Raw genomic sequence first — 19,334 nt, 5'->3', positions numbered from 1 at the left:
CGAAAAATATTTTTTTGACACCCCACCAACGGCTCAAACCGTTGATAAATCAACATTTATAGAGGGAGGAGTTTTAATGCGAATTGTGTCTCTATGCCCTAGCAACACTGAACTCATTGGTTATTTGCAATGCGAGCATTTACTTGTAGGGGTCGATAACTATTCAGATTGGCCGAACAGCGTGCAAAAATTACCGAGATTAGGTCCTGACTTGTCTATTGATATGGACTTGGTTGAGGAGCTGAAGCCGGATTTAATCTTAGCTTCTTTAAGCGTTCCTGGAATGGAGCGAAACATTGAAGAATTAAAAAAAAAGGAACCTTCCTTTCGTTACGTTAAATCCTCAGTCCTTAAGTGATATTAGAAATGACCTTCTGACTGTAGGGGATTTAATTGGAGTAGGTACTTATGCAGAAAAAATTGTGCAGCGATTTGATAAAGAAATAACCTACTATAAAGAGTTAGCCCAGCGTATTACACACAAGCCCAACATCTACTGGGAATGGTGGCCAAAGCCTTTGTTTACGCCAGGTGGCTCAAACTGGCTAACTGAAATTAGTGCGCTTGCCGGAGCAAAAAATATGTTTGAAGATTACAGTGAACCAAGCGTTCAAACAACGTGGGAAGAAGTCAAAAAGAGAAAACCTCAAGCGATATGTCTTGCGTGGGTTGGGGTAGCCGAAAAGAACGTCAATAAAAAAGTGATCCAAAAACGTTCTGGTTGGGAAGAATTAAGACTGTCGGAAACGGATATACATATTTTAGAGGAGGCATTATTTTGCCGGCCATCTCCACGATTATTAGTTGGTCTTAAAAAGCTAGCTAAGCTGCTTCATCCCGCTATTTTTAAAGAGGATAAAGATGAAGATGTGCTACTATCAGTTTTAAAGGGTATGGAAGTTGACAAGCCTTAACCAACAAACTATGCTGTTACTACGAAAAAGAGAGAAAAGGAAGTGGTACATTGAAGCTAAATGACATACTCGAAACATTAACTAAGCGAAATCCAAACATTTTAGGCATGGATGAATTTTTACAGTTTGCCGTTTTGGTCCCACTTGTTCAAAAACAAGATGAGCTTCATGTGTTATTCGAAGTAAGGGCCCACCATTTGCGTAGGCAACCTGGTGAGATTTGTTTTCCTGGGGGTAAGATTGAACCAAATGATTCAACACCTCAAGATGCAGCAGTGAGAGAAACGACAGAAGAACTGGGTATTGAAAATAAAGCGGTTGAAAATGTCAAACCATTAGATTATATCGTGTCGCAATTCGGAACTATTATTTATCCGTATATCGGGGTTTTAAAAGATGATTTGCCACTACGTCCAAACCCTTCTGAGGTAGCGGAAATATTTACCGTACCCCTTTCGTTCTTTAAAGAGAATCCACCTGAAGTTCATCATATTCATTTTAAAGTAGAGCCTGATTCAACCTTCCCATTTGATGATATCATTGGAGGAGAAGATTATAATTGGCAAACACGCAAGATGGAAGAGCATTTTTATTATTATGAGAATCGTGTAATCTGGGGTCTAACTGCTAAGATTTTGCATCATTTCACCCAGTTATTAAATAAATAAAACAGGCGGTTACGACCGCCTGTTTTATTATAATGTCTTTAGAGCTTGTTCGATGTTTTTATCGCCTGCTAATAAGTCAAACGATTTTTTGTAAGTTCCTTCTTCTGTAAGGCTAGTAACCACAACCTTGGCTACGTCTTCACGAGGAATTGTTCCGCGCGTTAAGTTTGTGGCAACGTCTACTTTACCCGTACCAGCGTCGTTCGTCAATCCACCTGGTCGAATGATTGTATAGTCTAAACTACTTGCTTCTAGGATTTTGTCAGCATAGTGTTTCGCTACGTAATAAGGCTTTAAATTCTCATTCCAGTTTTCACGATGATGTGCTTGTAGGGCACTTACCATGATAAAACGATTAACTCCTACGTTTTCGGCTGCTTCAATTGATTTGGCTGCTCCGTCTAAATCAATTAGCAACGTTTTATCAGACCCGGTGCTACCTCCTGAACCGGCAGTAAAGACTACCGCATCGCAGCCTTTCATTGCTGCTTCTAATTCTTTTACCGTTCCTTCAAGGCTAGCATAGACCGCTTCAATATTTTCATTTTTTAGTTTCTCAAGCTGTTCTTCCTTACGAACCATTGCGCGTACGGTATATTGTTCATTAGCGTGTAATAGTCTTACAACTTTTTGACCGATTTGTCCATTGGCTCCAATAACTAATACTTTCATATACATTCTCCTTTCAGCTCTATTCTTTCTTTATTATTTCATACGATTCTTATGCACTCAAAAGTTATGCTTTAAACACTTTTAAAGTAAAAAAACAAAATAAATTTCATAAATAAGAAAATAAAATCATTTTAAAACGCTTTTTAACCATAAATTAGAAAAACCATACACCCTTATGACTATTTTTAGTATTTATTTGAATTTTGTTAAAAGCTCTTACATTCTTGAATACCAGGTTTCAGGGTCTAAAATGCTTCTTTTTTGTCTTTAAACTATACGAATAGAGTATATGGGACTATTGAAATTTTACTAATGAATGTTTTTTTGATATTATTCTTTGGGTCACTAATATTTTAGTAATTAAACTATTTTAATTCATTTTTTTCAATAGTTATGTTGAAAACGTAAAGGAGAGATAAAGATGAAATCAAATACGATTCAACATCTAGTTGCAGAGAGAGCGATGCTATCGCCAAATAAAGAAGCGTTAGTAGAAGGTGAACAACGCTATACGTATGAAATGTTTTCTAATCAAATTAATCGAATTGCAAACTTTTTAGTAAGTCAGGGGGTCACAAAAGGAGATCGAGTTGGGATTTTAGCTCGTACAACCGCTGCTTATCCAACTGTTATGATGGCAATTGTAAAAATTGGAGCTGTTGTAAGCCCGCTTAGTGAAAATATGACACCTTACGAATTAGACCACATTATTGAAAGTGGAAAGTTAAAAGCGCTCCTACATCATCGAGAATTTTCAACGGTTGTGGAAGGGGCTAAAGCAATTGACCAATTGAACTTTACGGTAGTGCTAGAGCGGGAACCTAAGTTTAGTGAACAATTCAATCAATTTTCAGCAGAAGAACCTTCATTTGACTATAAAGTAACTGAAGAAGATACGGCTTTAATGATGTTTACGTCAGGTACAACAGGGAACGCAAAAGGCTGCATGATTTCACATGGTGGCGTTCGAAAATACTTAGAAAGCGGAAGAACAGAGGATTTAATTCATGTTGAAATGCACTATTTATTTGTGCATCCATTCTTCCATATGAGCTCAATGAACTCTATGTTTCACTGCATTAAAAGCGGCGTGACAATGGTTTGTTCAGAAGAGACCGAACCAGCACGGATTTTAGACATTATTGATAAAGAAAATATTACGCTATTATTAGCTTTGCCACCGGCTCTTACGTACTTATTAGAAGAGCTCGAGCAAAATCCTCGCGAAAACTTACCGTGGAAGCTAGCTTTATCAGGTGGAACAAAAGTACCTGAATCACTTATTCGTAACTTAGAAAAGCATGGTGTTACGGTAGCACAAGGTTACGGTAGTACAGAAGCTTGGGTAATCAGCGCCTGGGCACCTCAAATGGGCTGGGATAAAGTAAACTCTGTTGGAAAACCAATTGCAGGTGTTGAAGTAAAAGTAGTTAACCCTGAAACAAGAGAGGCAGTTGCAACAGGAGAAATTGGTGAAGTCCTTGTGAAAAGCCCGTACATCTTTAAGGGATACTGGGGGAATGAAGCGGCAACACAAGCTGTGTTACATGACGGCTGGTTATCTATGGGAGATGCAGGGAAGCTTGATGAAGAGGGATTCCTATACATTGATGGTCGCTACAAAGATGTCATTGTATATGGAGGAGACAATATTTATCCAGACCAAGTAGAAGATGTGATTTTAAGCATTGATGATGTGTTGGAAACGGCGTTAGTTGGTATGCCAGATGACTTATATGGAGAAGTTCCTTACGCGTATACGGTGGTAAGAGAAGAGTCTACTGTAACAGAAACAGAGGTTAAAGAATACTGCAAAGAACGATTAACAGCTTATAAGGTTCCTAAAATCGTATTTGTACCTTCTCTTCCTAAAAACAGCGTCGGTAAAATTATGAAGAAAAAAGTAAAAGAGCTAGCTTTAGCTCATGCTTAAAAAATAAACAAAAAAAGCGGTGATTATACCGCTTTTTTTGTTTATTCGCTTAATGTTTTTGAAAGTTTCTGCATAATATGAATGTATTGTGAACGCTCTTCATCTGTCAGATGAGATAAAATACTGAGCCAAAAATCCGTACGCGTTTGCTGTAACGTTTCCACAACGTCTTTTCCTTTTTCAGTTAGCTCAATCCATACGCTGCGACGATTCTTCTTTTTATAAATGCGCGTTACGAGCTGTTCATCTTCGAGTTGATTTAACACAATGGTAATGGCACCTGGGGAAAGGCCAAGTACTTTTGTGATATCGCTAACAATACAGTTTTCTTTATCATAAACAGTTTTTAAGATTGTCTCTTTTGTAGGTGTAAGGTGGTAGGGAAGTAAGTCATACTTTTCACCGATCACGGTGTTTCGATACTTCACTAGCGCCTCTTTAATTTGATCAATGCTTTCTAACTGTTCTTTCACATTTTCTTTGTTATACTGCGTCAATCTGTGGAGCCTCCTCTAGATTCATACGTTTGTACTAATTATTATAACATGTGTAAAGCTTTTGTATAAATGAAAGACCTTCTCTATTTGTGACAGTTTGATGAAGTCTAGATAGAAAAAAGTTAAACTTAATTTCCAAAATTCGTTAAATTATTATTTATTTCGTGCTATTATGACAGTATCAATAGCGCTTTCAGACAGATGTTTCGTTTCAAAAAGGGGTGTGTAAATGATTCTGGCTTTTCTCAGTCTTTCCTTTTCTTCTTAAAAATATTTACTTTTTGATAGACGAATATTTCTATATTTTTATATAATATAGTGAAACATACATATTTTTAAAAGAAAGACATATTGAGGTAAAGCCGAAATATGGGGGGATCACAATTACATGAAAAAGGTTATAGCAGCACTTTTAGCAAGTGCCACGTTGGTCAGCGGTTATATTGCATTTGATATGTATATGGACCATTCTGCACAACAAGCGGCAGCTACAGCGGCAGAAAAAGAACAAAAAGCTGTAGAGAAAAAAGAAAAAAAAGAGCCGGTTATTAAAGTAGAAGACTTAACGTACCAATTAAAAGATTCTCGTACTGGTGCATTAATGCGAGAATTTAAACCCGTTAATTTTGCTGATAAGGAAGTATATAATAAAGAGATAAAAGCACTTGCCTCCGAGTTAGCAAAAGGAATCGATACACCAATGCAAAGCATGAAGCTAGATGGAAATGGAGCATTAATTGGAGGCTCGAACCGGATTGTTTTAAAAGAAGACGAACTTGTAGCGAGTCTGCAAAATTTAAACACAAATCAATTAGAAATTACGGTTCCAATTTATGAAACACCACCAAACGTTTCTGTGCAAGCAGCAATAGGAGTAAGTGAAGTACCAATTGCTTCTTTCACTACGAAATTTCGCCCTAACGACACGGGGAGAAATCGAAATATCCAGCTCTCTGCTGAAGCTATTAACAACACTATTTTAGGACCTGGTGATTATTTCTCTTATAATAGTGTTGTAGGGCCTCGTACGGTAGAACGCGGTTATCAGCAAGCTCCTGAAATCATCAACAAAGAACTAGTCATGGGGATTGGTGGAGGAATCTGTCAAACATCTTCCACGTTATTTAACGCAGTAGATAAAGCTGGAGTACAAATCGTTGCGCGTTCTCATCATTCAAAAGACGTAGGATATGTTCCTAAAGGAAGAGATGCTACTGTTTCATGGAATGGACCTGATTTTAAATTTATGAACAATAAATCATATCCAATTATTATTAAGACGTATACAAACGTTGCAGGGGGAACGCTAACAGTTGAAGTTCGGACTGCACAGCGCTACCTGTAAACAAAATTAAACAAAACGCCGAGGCGGCTATTCGCTTCGGCGTTTTGTTGCTTATTGAGTAACTTGCTGCTCACGAGCACGCAGCTCAACGCGACGAATTTTACCTGAATTTGTTTTTGGTAAGTCAGATACAAATTCAATTAGTCGAGGATACTTATACGGTGCTGTTAATTGCTTAACATGATTTTGTAAGTCTTTAACTAACGATTCATCAGCAGTTAACGTAGGGTCAGTTAATACAACAAAGGCTTTAACTACGTTACCACGATCTGGATCCGGGCTTGCAACTACGGCGCATTCCTTGACAGCAGAGTGCTTAATCAAAGCATCTTCAACTTCAAAAGGTCCAATTGTATAGCCAGAGCTAATAATAATATCATCGCTGCGGCCTTGGAACCAATAGTAATTATCAGCATCTTTAGAAGCTCGGTCACCCGTTAGATAATAATTGCCACAAAACGCTTTTTTCGTACGATCTTCGTCTTTGTAGTAATGTTTAAAAAGCGAAGGGAGGTCTTTACGAACCGCAATATCTCCAATTTCACCAGGGGCACATGGGTTGCCGTCTTCATCAACAATCTCAATAAATTCTTCAAGCATCGGTTTACCCATTGAACCAACCTTAACGTCTACATTTTTTAATGTTCCAATCAAAAGCGTGTTTTCTGTTTGGCCATATCCATCACGGACTTGAATACCAAAGTGTTGTTTAAACACGCTCATTACTTCTTCATTTAGCGGTTCACCAGCTGATACTGCACTATGAATATGAGATAAGTCAAAGGAATCTAAGTTTGCTGATTTTGCCATGAAGCGGTATTCTGTCGGCGTGCAGCATAACACATTCACTTGCTCATCTTGTAAAATCGCTAAGTACTTCTCTGGTTCGAATCGGCCGTTATATACAATTCCTGTTGCTCCTTGGCCTAAAACTGATAAAAATGGACTCCAAACCCATTTCTGCCAGCCTGGACCTGCTGTTGCCCAAACTATATCACCTTTTTTAATATCTAGCCATTCACGCGCTGCTAAACGTAGATGAGCGTATGCCCATCCGTGTGTATGAACGACGCCTTTTGGATTGCCAGTTGTACCTGACGTGTAAGGCAGAAAGGCCGTATCGTCTCTATGAGTATCAGCGGCTTCAAACTGATCACTCGCTGCATCCATAAGAGGCTCTAAGGATGTCCAAGAGTTCACAGCATCTCCCAAAACAATTTTATGCTTTAGAGAAGAAGGTAAGTCTGTTACTTGGTCTACTTCTTGACAAAATGGAGAATATGAAATAATCGCTTTTGCTTGGGCATGGTGTAAACGATATTGGATATCTTTTGCTCGAAGCATTTCTGAAGAAGGAATAATGACAATACCTGCTTTTAAACATGCTAAGTACATGACATATGAATCAATTAAGCGGGGGATGATGACTAAGACGTGATCGCCTTTTGTTAAACCTAGTTCTGTTAATGAATTTGCGGCTTTATTTGCTCGTTTTAATAGATTATTATATGTAATTTCTTCTCGATGACCATCAGCATCTTGCCATTTGATCGCAAGGTGATCAGATGCGTGTTTTTCAAATTCCTCCGTTAAATTATAGCGTTCTTTTGGAATTAGTTCTTCTAAACGAATCATTGCCACGACTCCTTTTCTATAAAAAAATGTCTATAATGACAGTGCATCATTATAATCTCTATTATAATACTAACTATTAGTAGTTACTACTAATTTGTTTATAGTAACCAAAAAAACATAAAAATTCCCACCCTCAGCTGTGAGAAATGGGAATTTTTATTTGGAGAATAGACTCCACTTCGTATGTATGGGAATTAATTCTTCTTCAGATTCATCCGCTTCATAAAGACCGCGTTCTTTTAAATATTCAACAAAATATAAATCCGCTTCTTTCCGTTCGTCATAAGGCTTAATCGAAAGTACAAAGCCTAACTTATGCTGCTCATCATTTTCAATTCCTGAGATATAGGCTCTTATATGGTGCTGTAAAAAGAGCTCCTTCGCAGGGATAATTAGTTCTTTTACAAATTTAGCTAGAAGCTGAAGCTCAAATTCAAAAGTAAACTTTGAAATCTTTTCTAAATCTGCAAAGACAACGCCTATAAAGCTCGTGTTATGTATTTCATAATCCTTTGTTTTTTCATCCCAATCAATATGACCAACTTCTTTTAAGTAATTAATAAAGTAGCCAATACCTTCACGACGCCCAAACGGTTGCTTAGATAACACAAGACCAATCTTTTTATATTTAGGTAAATAAACACAAGATAGAGCTATTTCAACATTATGCTGTTGAAATAGCTGCGTCACACCTTGTAATAGTGCATCCAATACGTGGTGAGTGATCTTCATCTGTTTACGTGAAAAGTGATATTCATTTGCAAGCAGCTCATTTGTATCTGCGAATGTTGCTCCGATAAAACCAGTATTAGAAAGGGTAGGGGGAAGCGGCTTTTTTCTTTTTCTATTGCTCATCTAACAAACACTCCTTGCAATTGATAAATCGAACATACGTTCTTATTAAATCATACGAGAAAAAGAACGAAAAGTAAAGGGGGGATAAAAATAAAAAAGTAGCTATGTCTTACGAAGAAAGCGGGGGAGAGTAAACATAAAAAAACACAAACCAGTTGATTTGTGTTTTGAACATTTATTTTCTATATGGATTTAGCGTACATCTGTTAAAGAAACTAAATCTTCGTCGTCTACATCAATATCTACGTGACAATCCATTGTATGAATTGTTTTATCTTCATGGTTACCATAATAAATTGTAATATTCACAAGTATCGCTCCTTTAAAATCGGATGATTAAGCACCCAACATATGCGCCGATCTCTATTTGTTATACATTATACCTCAATGTATACAAAACTACAACTGTAAATGTGATAACAGCAAGGCTAGAGATTGAAAACAAAGAAAAAACAAAGGGGCGATTTGTATAAAAATAAATAAAAGTGGATATAGTTACAATAAATACGGATGTTACACAAACTAAAATGAATATTAATCCAATATAGGAATAAAAAATCTTTAAACTCAAAATTTACGTTTACAGGAAAAATTATGTAAACTATTTAAGAAACTAATCATGTAAAGTCTATGAAGTAACGTTTAGAACAAAATTCAATTATAGTAGATTTATTTTTTCTAAACGGAGATGCTGCTATATGTTTATGTAGTTGGCATCTGCAACACCAAATGAAACTGAAGCAATCGAACGTTTGATCAGGAGTTATTTAAGTTAATCATGTATCAAGCTCTATAATATAATTTCAATACAATACATTAGTAAATTCCTTTTTTGTCTCACTATCTAAAGTTTACTTATTAAATGAGACAAAAAATCTATTATTTATATAACTTCCTATAATGTATATTATGTAAACTAGAAAAATAAAAAATATAAACATCTTCCCCCTTCATTACATGAATAACCGTCACCTGTGGTTTCAGGTGACGGTTTGGTTGAGCTATTCGTTAAACTCTAAAATGTTTAGACCCTCAGATACATCTGGCTCTTCAAAGAACTTAGTAACGTGAATAAACGTCTCTATAGTATCGAAAGTTGCTCTTTCAGGTTGTTCGTTACGTCTTTGTGCGATTTGACGTAAACATTGCTCGTTATTTAAGTTGAGGAAAATTAGCTGATGATTTGCGTTGACTTCTGACGCGATACTTAAAAGCCATTTTCGCTGTTTTTGAGTGTTTCCTGGAAAATCCATCACTACATCTGTACCAACACTTAGTATATTTTGGACATGCTTTTTCACTAACGGTTTGAGCTGTGCTGAGAATTTTAGATAGTCATCAAATGATGCGATTTCATTCGGATATAAAGCTGAAAGCCATTCATCCTCGGATAACAGCACCGCATGTTTTTCCGCAGCCAATTGCTTTGATTTAGTTGATTTTCCTGCTCCCATCTTTCCGCAGAAAAAGTATAGATCTCCCAGGTTTTTCATAGTTTATCCCCCAAACCTACTTTAGTAGTTCTTCCTTTGTTTTCATATCAAACTGAGCCAATACAAAGTTTCCTTTCTATAAACAACTGTACACACGTATTGGTTTTCAGTCTAACTGAATTCCGTAAATCTCCAATAGGTTTTTTAATGCCGGTCGTTCATTGCCGCTTCTGCCAACAACATGAGTTGCTGTAATAAGTGAGTTTAAGACCGCTTCCTCAGTGGCTTCACCAGCGGCTCGAAATGCTAAATCGATATCTTCTTCATGAATAGCTGAAATTGAAAGGCAGGAAGACGTTTTATCATGAGGAATTTTATTTGCTGTTGAAAATCCAATGACGACTTCCCCGCTTCCTGTTGTAATAATAGATCCTGTACGTGATAAGCCCGTTACCGTTCGTTTTAAAATGCGATTGAGCTGTCTTTCCGTCACGGGTAAATCAGTAGCAAGAATAACGATTACAGAGCCTTTGTCTGGTATTTCTTCTAAAGAATGCATCGAGTTATAAAGCTGTGAGCCAACTGGCTGTCCGTTTATCGTTAAATCAGGTAATGAACCAAAATTAGTTAAGGTAAGGACACCGATTGTATATAGGCCATGAGTTAATTGGATTTGTCTAGATGACGTTCCGATTCCTCCTTTTAACGAATAGCAAACCATGCCTCTGCCTGCACCGACAGAGCCTTCTTCGACTGTTTCTGAAGTGGTCTCTAAAGCTTTGAGTACATGTTTTTTCGTCACTGTCTTTGAACGAATATCGTTTAAAATCATATCATTGCATTCACACACGACAGGATTTACCGTTCCGGTTGTTCGTCCAATTTCTTCGTTCTGTTCTAACATGTAATCAATGACCGCATCGGCTGCTGTCCCGATGCTTAGCGTGTTCGTTAAAACGATTGGAGATTCTAACGTTCCTAACTCATTTATTTGAATAGTTCCGATTGTTTTTCCGAATCCGTTTATGACGTGACTTGATGCAATGAGCTTTTCGCGGAAAATGTTCCCTTGGTGAGGTAAGATTGCTGTTACTCCTGTTTGCTGTTCACCTTCGCTAATAGTCACATGCCCGACCGTAACGCCTTTAACATCCGTAATTGCGTTATATGCGCCTGTTTCTAATTTTCCAATCCGTTACCCCGTAATCACGTAGCCTTTTTTGTTTCAAGCTCTCTCCCACCTCTGCTTCCTATTTGTTTTCATCAATCAGCTGGATTAATTATGGCTAACACCTGATGGTCCTTCCATTCTCCTCTGATTTTAAGATTTTTCGTTGCAAGACCTTCTTGAAGAAATCCTGCTTTTTCCAATACCCGTATCGATCCAACGTTATGAGGCTGAACTTCGGCTTGAATGCGATGTAAATTTAATTTAGTAAACGCATAGGTAACAAATAGCTTTGCTGCTTGAGTCATATAACCTTTACCGTTGTAGTCTTTATCTAAAAAGTAGCCGATAATGGCGCTTTGTGATGCTCCTCGCACGATTTTTCTTTTTTCTTACAGTCTAGGGTCCACAGGCTCCATTTCAAGAGCAAGCGTTCCAAGGGCACATTCATGAATTCGCTCGATTGAATCTTTGTTTACAAAGCGCGTAATTCCTTCGATACCTAAAGCAAACTCTAGTAGCGCATGCTTTTGCTTTTTACCAGTGTTCCGCTGTTTTAAGCGTTGAAGATTCTCAGGTAATAAATAATCCATTCCGTAAATGATATGAAGATATTTACGCCCTCTCACTTTAATCGCAGGCTGTAGAAGCTTTCCTTTCTCATTTCTTGCGATAAACGTTTCCGGCTTCACAACAAAGCCTTCGTACCCTTCTTCCGTAAGAGAGTTCCACCATTCAATCGCTTTGTTCATGGAATTCTCGTCATGCACGACCATAAAGTCTGTTTTAATAAATAAATCCGATAATGAGCTAAACTCAGCGTTTCGTTCCATATGCCACATATGCGTTTTTTGAAAAAACGTTTCGTTGCTGTGGGCTAAGACGTGAAACGGTGCAATTTGAATGTCCTCTACTCCGTCAATATTCCAACAGTACTTTTGGAAGACTTCGTTGAAAATCTCAGCATTTTTAAGCTTTAGATTGACTTCAGATAGCCACGAGTCAACGTTTTGGTTCTGTGTGATTGCTTTTTCTAGCTTTTCTTTTAGCTTCTGTCGGTCTAACAGGGCAACTTCTGCTACGTGCGCATACTGAGAGCTAATCAATTCTTTTGCTTTTAAGTTCCATGGCAAAATTTCAGCATCAAGCAGCACAAAGTCTGTGTTGTATTTAGAGAAATAATTAGCACGCGTTAAGTCTTCGTTTAAAGTTGATAAAATCTGTTTCTCTACGTCTTTTGCAAAAAAGGAGCGTCCTGTACGCGTATATATAGTTCCTAGCGTTTCTCTACCAACGTAATGAACAGCAGCTTTCTTATCTTTAAATAATAGCAGTACGCCGCGGCTACCCATATGTTTCTTCTCAACAACCATTGTTTGAATACCATTTGACTGATAGTAATCAAATGCTTCTTTTGGATGCTCAAGATATTCTTCAAGCGCTGAAGGCTTCGGCGTCGGGCTCATGGTTGGCGGAATATAAACAAGCTCTTCAATTGGAATCGTGAAGTGAGAAACAGAGTCAATTGCTGATTTGGTCGTTCCTTCAAGAATTTTAATATCTCCATATGTGTCAGTGAGTACCGAATAGCCATTAATAAAACGTGCGATATTTGGTGGATCTAACCTTTTCTTCTGCCACTGTGTAAGAGGATTGTCCTCTGTTCCAGAGTAGTTTTCTTTTGCTTTTACAGAAACAAACTGTTTTTCGGGATACTGAAAAGCGGTCAGTGAACCGCCAAATACAGCCCCTTGATCAATGTTAACCGTATTGTTTACAACAAGAGGATGAACTTTACAGTCATGTCCCCAAATGATGAGTTCTTTTGTATGGTGATTTGTATACCAATCTTTGCGTATAGGCTTTCCGGCATCGTCAAATCCTTCTGAATCTCCGTATCGACAAAAGTCTGATATGTGATAGGACTGCTTTCCGATATAATCATCTCTTATGCCTGCATGCGTTACTACAGCTACCCGTACATTATTTTTTGTCAGAATATAATGAGACGGCGCTTCTAGCAAAAAGTCTTTTAGCTCACGCTTTAATTCTTCCGCTTGTTCAGTTCCGTGTTCTTCCTCATAGCGAGTAAACTTATCGGCTACCTTTTCATCTCCGTGGGACAGCGTGACGTTTCTGCCACCTAGCCACCTTGCAATTTTCCAACCATGATTGCTGTCAATCATATACGCAAGGTTAGCGTCTACGTGACTCTTGAAGAACAGCATAGTTTCAAGCGAACGAGGACCTCTGCTCATTACGTCTCCAACTGATAGAAATTTCCGTCCGCTTGGATGTGTGTACAGACCTTCTTCATTTGGTTCATAGCCAAGACGCTTCAGCAGTTCAATAAGCTCTTCATAGCACGCGTGAACATCACCAATTACGTCTATTCCCGTTCCAACCTCAAGTTCAAGCTTATTTTTGGTGCGAACGACTTCTAATTTATTGATCTCTTCTTCTGTGAATACGTACTGTTGACGAAATCCTTCGCGTTTAATAGACCGCTTGCTCTTAGCAAATATCTGTGCTTGCTGTTTAACTCGCTTTTTGCCACGTGGGAATTCTCTGGTTTCATCACGTTCAAGCAACGTTTCCATTGAGATATCAAGTAAACATGCAATGCACGGTATATGATTTCTTTTCGCTAAGTCAATATATCTTTTACGGTCGTCTTCATAGAGATGCGTTGCGTCGACGATCGTTAATTTCCCCAGTTTCGCCCTCGTTTCAATGATATAATCCATTGTTTCAAATGCTTTTTGGGAAATGGTTTGGTATTCTTGGAACAATATGTCTGCTTCATCTTTTGGATGGCTTGTCCATTCAATAAAATCCGTATCTCCTACTAACAAGCGGAACTGGTCTGAGCTCACTGTTTCAGAAGGTTTTATATAGCCTTTTTTAATCCATGCCTCTAACAGCGTTGTTTTACCGCTATTTGAGGGTCCCATTAAAAGTACAATCCCTGCAGGAGGTAAAAATAATCTCTTCAATTGTCTCCCTCTTTTCGTTCAAACGTACACATTTGTGTTGGTGCTCCATACTCGTCGCTTTCTTCTCCAATGCCCTCAATGGTTATGGAGTAAGGAAAATCATGCGTCCAAGCCTCACACCAACTTACAAACTCTTGTCTACTCCATTCAAAACGATGATCCGCGTGTCTCATGGCTTCATTCATCTGATAAAAGGCATTGTATTCTTGGTTTGGCGTTGTCACAATTAGTGATTTTGGTTGATAAAGAGCAAAGATTGTCTTCATAATGGCAGGCAGTCGCTCTTCATTGATATGCTCAATCACTTCACACAAAATGATGATGTCGGCGCCTTGAAGCTGTGAATCATAATAAAATAACGATCCCCAAACAGAACGAGGCTGAATGAAGTTTGGTTTGGCAGCAGCTTTTTCAAATCGCGCTAATGCTTTTAGCTGTGCAGATTGCGAAGGCTCTACTGCTAAAATTTCACCTATGGTTGGAATAAATCCTAAACGAGTAGCTAGCTTTCCTTCACCTGAACCAAAGTCTACAACTTTTCCTTTAGCAGGAAGTGACTGTACTTTTTTAAGAATTGCCTGATAGCGCAGTTCATTGAGTGGGATTTTATCTTTCGCTGTGTGAGCGTGCGTTTTCTTTTCCGTATTAGTTGCTACGTTCGCTTGTTGAACAAGGGCGACTGCTCATAGATATAACTTTTTAAGGGATGAGAATCTAGCCAACCTTCGCCGTAGCGCTCTATTTTTTCAATTTCTCGTTCATCCAAAAAGTAGTGCTTAAAGTTATCTAGGACTGGGATTAAAATAAATAGATGCTGAAGCGCTTGTTGGACTGTGACTTCTCCTTTTAAGGTTACGTAACGAGCAGTGCTTCGTGTTTTTAAATCAAACGTATAATCAATGTTTCCTCGCTCTATTTCAACAGCATAGCCCATGGGTTCGAAGAGCTCCTGGATTCGCTTATCAGCTAAATGTGAGGCAATAGGACCAAAGCTAACTTCAAGATTAAAAGCATGATGTACCCATTCGCTATATTCTTCTTTGGGCTTGCCATTTAAAGCTGTTCCGAGCGCTTTGCGTATGTAGGAACAAAACAAGCTGCTGACCGCAAATTCACGGTCGTTGATATAGTGCGTAATATCAAAGTGATTGGACCCGCTTTTTACAAGTTCAATAGGATCCACATCAACGTATATAATAAATTCCGCTTCGTCAGATTTAAAGGTCGTGAAAGCTAACCTTACATTCTGTCCTTTTTCTTTTCGTTCATAAGGATTGGAAGGATTCTTTGCAATTAACCGCGATACGTTTTCTGCACCTTCTCCTTTTACTTTCATACTGAGCTGCATACGTTCACCTTCTTTTTAGATGTTGCTTTATTTTAACTCTATAAAGCAGCAGGATATAAATAGAAACCAGAACCTAGTTTCTTTAACTAATTATACCTTTTAAGCTAGTTATTAGGAACTGCTAATGAGATAGAAAAAGCTACCAATCTTTATGATTAGTAGCTTGGGAGGATAAAGGCTTATGATTTTGAAAGAAAATCATTTAGGTAATTTATAACCTCAGCGCGATTTCCAGATACTTTTTGGTCACGCAACTCATCAAACTTCACTTTTTCAGCCGCTTTTGTTAGGATAGCTTGCTCGTGCTCTTTTGGAATGATTACAACTCCGTCCGCATCACCAACAATGATATCGCCTGGATGAACAGCGGTGCCTCCGCATGAAATAGGGACGTTTAGTTCACCTTGCCCCGCTTTTCCGCTTGCTGCTACAGTTGTTCCTTTACAGAAAACAGGAAAGTTTAGCTGCTTTACGCCGACCACATCACGGATTACTCCGTCCACGACAATCCCATTAATGCCTAATGTTTGCGCTAACCCAACGATAAAGTCTCCAGCAATTGCTCGATACGTATCACCTTTTGCATCTACAACTAATACGTCACCCGGCTTCGCTTCTTTAATAGCTTTTAAAAATACTAAGTTGTCACCTACAGGTATTTTAACGGTAAAGGCTCTTCCAACCACTTTGTATTCTTCTTTTAATGGCTTAATCGACGGATCAAGATTGTTTAACCCTGCCATTGCGTCTGATATACACGTAGTTGGAATTGTTTTAAATGAATTAATAATACTCATTTTGACCGCTCCTTTTAGTTAACGTTAGGCTAAACGAATTGGAAGCTCCTTTAGACCTCGAATAATAAAGCTTTGTCGCCATTCTAAATCAGACAAATTAGCAACAAGGCCTACGTTTGGGAATTCTTCAAGCAGCACGCGAATCGCAATTTCACCTTCTAATCGGGCTAGTGGCGCACCTAAGCAATAATGAATGCCTTTCCCAAACGCTAAATGAGGGTTTTTCTCTCGTGTAATGTCAAGTTTCTCTGGATGTGAAAATACTTCTGGGTCTCGTCCTGTTGAGGCCAATGACACGATAACGTGATCCCCTTTTTGAACGAAAAAGCCAGGTCTCACATAAAAACAGGAATCGCTTTCACTGATCTGGATGGCCTATCTATTGATTCCTTCTTTCATTGTATGCGCATTGATTTGGAACATCAAGGAAAGTGATGTTTCATATATAAAGTTTACATAATAAAATTAAAGTAAATTAGATATTCACCAAATAAAAAAAGACGAGCCATGAATATACTCGCCTTTCAACATACAAAGCTAGCAATTGATTCTAAATGCACTTTTAAGTTCCTTTGCAATTTCATTGATACAATCTTCTGCTTGCGGATAATCTCCAATCTTATCTATAAAAGCGTGGTCCATTCCTTTATACTGAATCATTTTTGTTTTAACCCCAGATCGTGCAAGCTTTCTAGCATACGCTTCGGCTTGTAAGCGGAGATAGTCATATTCAGCATTAATAATAAGAGTTTCTGGAAGACCATTTAAATCATCGGCTAATAAAGGAGATACGCGTATATCAGTAACATCCGCTCCCTGTAGATACAGCTTATTGAGCATTGAGCTAGAGCCAGCTAATGCTAGAATAACCCCTTTAATTAGCTCATGATGATGAAAAACTTCATATTCATTTATGTCCCATCTATGATCTTCTGTATCAATTCGCCCAGGGTTCACGACGGGGTAAATAAGCGCTTGGTATTTAATTCGATTTGTTCCTTGCTGGGAATCAAGTAAACTGCAAACTGCAGCTAAGTTGCCACCGGCGCTATCACCACAAACTGATAGTTGTTCTTTATTTATTCCGAGGTTTTCAGCATTTTCATGCACCCAGCTCACTGCAGCTAGACAATCCTCTAAGCCAGCTGGAAATGGATGTTCAGGAGCTAAGCGGTAATCGACAGAAACAACCGCTGCTTGCGCTTTTTCAGCTAGTGCTTTACAAGGGTTTTCAACCGTTTTTAAGCTTCCTCCAATAAACCCTCCTCCGTGAAAAAACACGACTGCTGGTAAGAGCTCATTTGATATAGGACGATAGATGCGTGCAGGAATATCATGCTCTTTGCTCGGAATGCTGAGTAACTCTGTTGTAATTTCTGTAGTTGTAACGTCTCTATTAAGCCAGCCCATGCTAGCGCGAATGGCTTCAATTGAAACATTCGCAGGTTCTGTTTGTTCTTCCTCTGAATGATTTGTATAACTGCTGATTACTTTTAAAACACGTGGATCTAAATCTCCAGCTATATGTAAATCTGGTATATGTTTAATTACGCTACGTATGCCCTCGACTTCTTTTGTTTCCGCTGATGTTTCCAAGATACCGAGAAGCTTGTCATACTCTTTTGGTTGAAGCATCACTAACCACCACATCCGTTTTCATGTCTTACTAGTATTCTAGCAAGATACAATTTTTTGTAATCGCTTTCTTTTTGTTTTTTTAGTTATAGCCAGTCTTTGCCGTACTTACGAATGAATGCAATATCTTCTTGATAATGATTAAAGTGACCGTAATCAATCATTTGTTGAAAAACAGCATCACCTTCTTTCTTATACACAATAACTGAATCAATAGAAACTTCATGAGTAGTAACATCCAGGCTGCACATAATAGGCATTGTTTGGTTAGCGTTTATGTATAGTGTGCCTAATACGATAGATCCCTTTAAATCTGATGTAAAGTTATCCGTGGCAGCAGGCGTAACCCATGTCTCATCTTGGTGTTCGTTCTCTTCTTCATCTAGGGCCCACTGCCAGATTTTATAGTCCTTTAAATCGTCAATTGTTAATTCATCAATCGGTTTACTATTCATTTTTTATCACCCCACTTTATAGTTTAAAGTAATTATAAAGATTAAGCTCTTCTCATTTTATAGAAAGGAGCTGTTTTATGTAAAAAAGCTTTAAGAATAAATGGTTTCCCACTCGCTTAAATACATTCGTCCGACGATATTAGTGGGGTTTGGAATTTTACAAATAAATTCTAAGCTATTTTCATCGGGATCATAAAAATGAATCTTTGCATGGGCTATGCCATCATGTGCCATTACAAACGGTTCATGAGGCATAAAGCCAAATGCTTCTCTAGGAGCTATCTGCCTTTCTTTTAACCATGATACTGATGACCTCAAATTTTCCAACGTTACGTGAAAAGCAACGTGGCGGATAGAAGGATGGTAGTCTAATTCTACTTGTTGCGTTTCCCATAAACCAAGCCAACTTTCTCCTTTCTTTAACCAAAAGAAAGCAAGGTGGTCGCTATAGGTATGAGAGAGCTCTAATCCTAACTTCTCATAAAATGTAATCGAACGATTTAAATCTTTTACGGGTAAATGCGCTTCATATAAACCTTTAATCAATTCATACACCTCTTTCTTAAGTATCATCATAGCGAAAACCTTAACCGATGAAATCAGATGATAGATGGAGGTGTTCTACAACTTTAGGTGTAGAAAGGCTCTTATACAACAAAAAGTCGTTAAAATTCAGATCATCTTAACGGTTTTTTGGCTATCACAAAGGTTGCAGCAGCAAAAAGAAAAAGAAAGATACTTAAGAGTGAATAAGTGGCACCTTCAAAGCCTCTTACTTCTACATATCCAATATAAAAAAGAACCAATGCACCCATAGCTACCGTGATAGAAGGAAGTATTCTTGCAGTCAAACTCCATTGCATACGGCTAAATAGCCAGGTTAAGAATAATAAAATAACTCCTGGTATTAGAGCAAGTAATAAAGGTATACCAATCATCATAAACTGTCACCTCAAAAACTTCCTTTTTATTGAATTTTAACA

Annotated in this window: 18 protein-coding genes and 2 pseudogenes; 4 read left to right on the top strand and 16 right to left on the bottom strand. The window is 38.0% G+C overall.

The window, feature by feature from the left end; translation table 11 throughout:
- Window positions 1-76: 76 nt before the first annotated feature.
- Both AC1UFB_RS15295 and AC1UFB_RS15290 read left to right on the top strand, forming a co-directional pair.
- A pseudogene (locus AC1UFB_RS15295) lies at window positions 77-914 on the top strand (cobalamin-binding protein).
- 50 nt (window positions 915-964) lie between these two features.
- The gene (locus AC1UFB_RS15290) at window positions 965-1,582 is read left to right on the top strand and encodes an NUDIX hydrolase (protein ID WP_025911052.1); all 618 of its coding nucleotides are present in this window, start codon (window positions 965-967) and stop codon (window positions 1,580-1,582) included.
- 27 nt (window positions 1,583-1,609) lie between these two features.
- On the opposite strand, the gene AC1UFB_RS15285 is transcribed toward AC1UFB_RS15290, so the two are convergent.
- Window positions 1,610-2,254, bottom strand: coding sequence for an SDR family oxidoreductase (locus AC1UFB_RS15285; RefSeq protein WP_025911050.1), 645 nt, complete (start codon window positions 2,252-2,254; stop codon window positions 1,610-1,612).
- A 421-nt stretch (window positions 2,255-2,675) separates the two neighbouring features.
- On the opposite strand from AC1UFB_RS15285, the gene AC1UFB_RS15280 reads away from it, so the two are divergent.
- Window positions 2,676-4,187 carry a class I adenylate-forming enzyme family protein gene (locus AC1UFB_RS15280; protein WP_100347766.1) on the top strand — a complete coding sequence of 504 codons (1,512 nt, stop codon included), beginning with the start codon at window positions 2,676-2,678 and terminating at the stop codon, window positions 4,185-4,187.
- Between the two features lie 41 nt (window positions 4,188-4,228).
- Here the strand turns inward: AC1UFB_RS15280 and AC1UFB_RS15275 are convergent, their stop codons facing one another.
- Window positions 4,229-4,684 (bottom strand): MarR family winged helix-turn-helix transcriptional regulator, encoded by a 456-nt coding sequence (locus AC1UFB_RS15275; RefSeq protein WP_328100882.1) that lies wholly within the window; start codon window positions 4,682-4,684, stop codon window positions 4,229-4,231.
- 388 nt (window positions 4,685-5,072) lie between these two features.
- Here AC1UFB_RS15275 and AC1UFB_RS15270 point away from each other — a divergent pair, with 388 nt between their 5' ends.
- The gene (locus AC1UFB_RS15270; RefSeq protein ID WP_328100881.1) at window positions 5,073-6,029 is read left to right on the top strand and encodes a VanW family protein; all 957 of its coding nucleotides are present in this window, start codon (window positions 5,073-5,075) and stop codon (window positions 6,027-6,029) included.
- A 51-nt stretch (window positions 6,030-6,080) separates the two neighbouring features.
- On the opposite strand, the gene mbcS is transcribed toward AC1UFB_RS15270, so the two are convergent.
- From mbcS to AC1UFB_RS15200, 14 genes and pseudogenes are all read right to left on the bottom strand, one after another.
- Window positions 6,081-7,664 carry an acyl-CoA synthetase MbcS gene (gene mbcS / locus AC1UFB_RS15265; protein WP_100347767.1) on the bottom strand — a complete coding sequence of 528 codons (1,584 nt, stop codon included), beginning with the start codon at window positions 7,662-7,664 and terminating at the stop codon, window positions 6,081-6,083.
- Between the two features lie 156 nt (window positions 7,665-7,820).
- On the bottom strand, window positions 7,821-8,519 hold the full coding sequence (locus AC1UFB_RS15260) for a hypothetical protein (protein ID WP_482589454.1): 699 nt from the start codon (window positions 8,517-8,519) through the stop codon (window positions 7,821-7,823).
- 1,001 nt (window positions 8,520-9,520) lie between these two features.
- The gene (locus AC1UFB_RS15255; protein ID WP_328100880.1) at window positions 9,521-10,012 is read right to left on the bottom strand and encodes a P-loop nucleotide/nucleoside kinase family protein; all 492 of its coding nucleotides are present in this window, start codon (window positions 10,010-10,012) and stop codon (window positions 9,521-9,523) included.
- Window positions 10,013-10,118: 106 nt separating this feature from the next.
- Complete coding sequence (locus AC1UFB_RS15250) at window positions 10,119-11,078, bottom strand: DmpA family aminopeptidase (protein ID WP_482589453.1); 960 nt, start codon at window positions 11,076-11,078, stop codon at window positions 10,119-10,121.
- A gap of 137 nt (window positions 11,079-11,215) precedes the next feature.
- A pseudogene (locus AC1UFB_RS15245) lies at window positions 11,216-11,503 on the bottom strand (GNAT family N-acetyltransferase); the annotation flags it as partial.
- Between the two features lie 9 nt (window positions 11,504-11,512).
- Window positions 11,513-14,116 (bottom strand): polynucleotide kinase-phosphatase, encoded by a 2,604-nt coding sequence (locus AC1UFB_RS15240; RefSeq protein WP_328100878.1) that lies wholly within the window; start codon window positions 14,114-14,116, stop codon window positions 11,513-11,515.
- A complete protein-coding gene (locus tag AC1UFB_RS15235) occupies window positions 14,113-14,691 on the bottom strand; it encodes a methyltransferase domain-containing protein (protein WP_482589455.1) in 579 nt (192 codons plus the stop codon). The genes AC1UFB_RS15240 and AC1UFB_RS15235 overlap by 4 nt, the downstream gene beginning before the upstream one ends.
- A 77-nt stretch (window positions 14,692-14,768) precedes the next feature.
- Window positions 14,769-15,464 (bottom strand): hypothetical protein, encoded by a 696-nt coding sequence (locus AC1UFB_RS15230; RefSeq protein WP_328100877.1) that lies wholly within the window; start codon window positions 15,462-15,464, stop codon window positions 14,769-14,771.
- A gap of 179 nt (window positions 15,465-15,643) precedes the next feature.
- The gene (locus AC1UFB_RS15225) at window positions 15,644-16,261 is read right to left on the bottom strand and encodes an RraA family protein (RefSeq protein WP_328100876.1); all 618 of its coding nucleotides are present in this window, start codon (window positions 16,259-16,261) and stop codon (window positions 15,644-15,646) included.
- A gap of 24 nt (window positions 16,262-16,285) precedes the next feature.
- Window positions 16,286-16,600: a cytochrome P450 gene (locus AC1UFB_RS15220; RefSeq protein WP_285848202.1), complete on the bottom strand. Its 315-nt coding sequence runs from the start codon at window positions 16,598-16,600 to the stop codon at window positions 16,286-16,288.
- Window positions 16,601-16,798: 198 nt separating this feature from the next.
- Window positions 16,799-17,896, bottom strand: a complete 1,098-nt coding sequence (locus tag AC1UFB_RS15215; RefSeq protein ID WP_482589452.1) for an alpha/beta hydrolase — start codon at window positions 17,894-17,896, stop codon at window positions 16,799-16,801.
- Between the two features lie 86 nt (window positions 17,897-17,982).
- Window positions 17,983-18,351 (bottom strand): hypothetical protein, encoded by a 369-nt coding sequence (locus tag AC1UFB_RS15210; RefSeq protein WP_025911025.1) that lies wholly within the window; start codon window positions 18,349-18,351, stop codon window positions 17,983-17,985.
- Between the two features lie 90 nt (window positions 18,352-18,441).
- The gene (locus tag AC1UFB_RS15205; RefSeq protein WP_094910087.1) at window positions 18,442-18,897 is read right to left on the bottom strand and encodes a VOC family protein; all 456 of its coding nucleotides are present in this window, start codon (window positions 18,895-18,897) and stop codon (window positions 18,442-18,444) included.
- 131 nt (window positions 18,898-19,028) lie between these two features.
- On the bottom strand, window positions 19,029-19,292 hold the full coding sequence (locus AC1UFB_RS15200) for a YesK family protein (protein ID WP_094910088.1): 264 nt from the start codon (window positions 19,290-19,292) through the stop codon (window positions 19,029-19,031).
- Between the last annotated feature and the right edge of the window lie 42 nt (window positions 19,293-19,334).

Source organism: Priestia sp. KCTC 13724 (assembly GCF_056820425.1).
This window is presented reverse-complemented; position numbering and strand designations above follow the sequence as displayed.

What these genes read in the sequence shown, in the direction of transcription:
- AC1UFB_RS15270 (WP_328100881.1), top strand. Translation starts at nt 5,073, where the DNA reads ATGAAAAAGGTTATAGCAGCACTTTTAGCAAGTGCCACGTTGGTCAGC.
- AC1UFB_RS15210 (WP_025911025.1), bottom strand. Translation starts at nt 18,351, where the DNA reads ATGAATAGTAAACCGATTGATGAATTAACAATTGACGATTTAAAGGAC.
- AC1UFB_RS15215 (WP_482589452.1), bottom strand. Translation starts at nt 17,896, where the DNA reads ATGCTTCAACCAAAAGAGTATGACAAGCTTCTCGGTATCTTGGAAACA.
- AC1UFB_RS15230 (WP_328100877.1), bottom strand. Translation starts at nt 15,464, where the DNA reads ATGCAGCTCAGTATGAAAGTAAAAGGAGAAGGTGCAGAAAACGTATCG.
- AC1UFB_RS15285 (WP_025911050.1), bottom strand. Translation starts at nt 2,254, where the DNA reads ATGAAAGTATTAGTTATTGGAGCCAATGGACAAATCGGTCAAAAAGTT.
- AC1UFB_RS15280 (WP_100347766.1), top strand. Translation starts at nt 2,676, where the DNA reads ATGAAATCAAATACGATTCAACATCTAGTTGCAGAGAGAGCGATGCTA.
- mbcS (WP_100347767.1), bottom strand. Translation starts at nt 7,664, where the DNA reads ATGATTCGTTTAGAAGAACTAATTCCAAAAGAACGCTATAATTTAACG.
- AC1UFB_RS15255 (WP_328100880.1), bottom strand. Translation starts at nt 10,012, where the DNA reads ATGAAAAACCTGGGAGATCTATACTTTTTCTGCGGAAAGATGGGAGCA.
- AC1UFB_RS15200 (WP_094910088.1), bottom strand. Translation starts at nt 19,292, where the DNA reads ATGATGATTGGTATACCTTTATTACTTGCTCTAATACCAGGAGTTATT.
- AC1UFB_RS15260 (WP_482589454.1), bottom strand. Translation starts at nt 8,519, where the DNA reads ATGAGCAATAGAAAAAGAAAAAAGCCGCTTCCCCCTACCCTTTCTAAT.
- AC1UFB_RS15225 (WP_328100876.1), bottom strand. Translation starts at nt 16,261, where the DNA reads ATGAGTATTATTAATTCATTTAAAACAATTCCAACTACGTGTATATCA.